1 pseudogene is annotated in these 320 nt (G+C 68.8%); it reads left to right on the top strand.

Features of this window, described 5'->3' with window-relative positions:
• Positions 1–320, top strand: a pseudogene (locus IF47_RS0127155) (MFS transporter); the annotation flags it as partial.

The following is a 320-nucleotide window of genomic DNA, read 5'->3' as shown; positions in this document are numbered from 1 at the left end:
GTCCGGCACCCTGGACGTCCGTGGGGCCGCCCTGGTCGCGGTCGGCATGGGCCTGAGCGTCCTCGGCTTCCAGCAGGCCTGGTCCTGGGGCTGGGACAGCTGGGCGACCTGGCTGTGCATCGCGGGCGGCCTCGCGATCCTCTACGGTTTCGTCCGGTTCGAGCGTCAGGTGCGGCATCCGCTGATCGACCTGCGGGTTTTCCGGGACAGGGCGTTCACCATCGACGCGGCGGTGCTGTTCTTCGCGATGCTCGCCTTCGTACCGCTGTTCTTCTTCACCTCGGTCTACGCCCAGGTGTCCCTGAGCGCCTCCCCGAACC

The sequence above is a fragment of the Streptomyces megasporus genome (assembly GCF_000718985.1).
GTDB classification, from domain to species: Bacteria; Actinomycetota; Actinomycetes; order Streptomycetales; family Streptomycetaceae; genus Streptomyces; species Streptomyces megasporus.
This window is presented reverse-complemented; position numbering and strand designations above follow the sequence as displayed.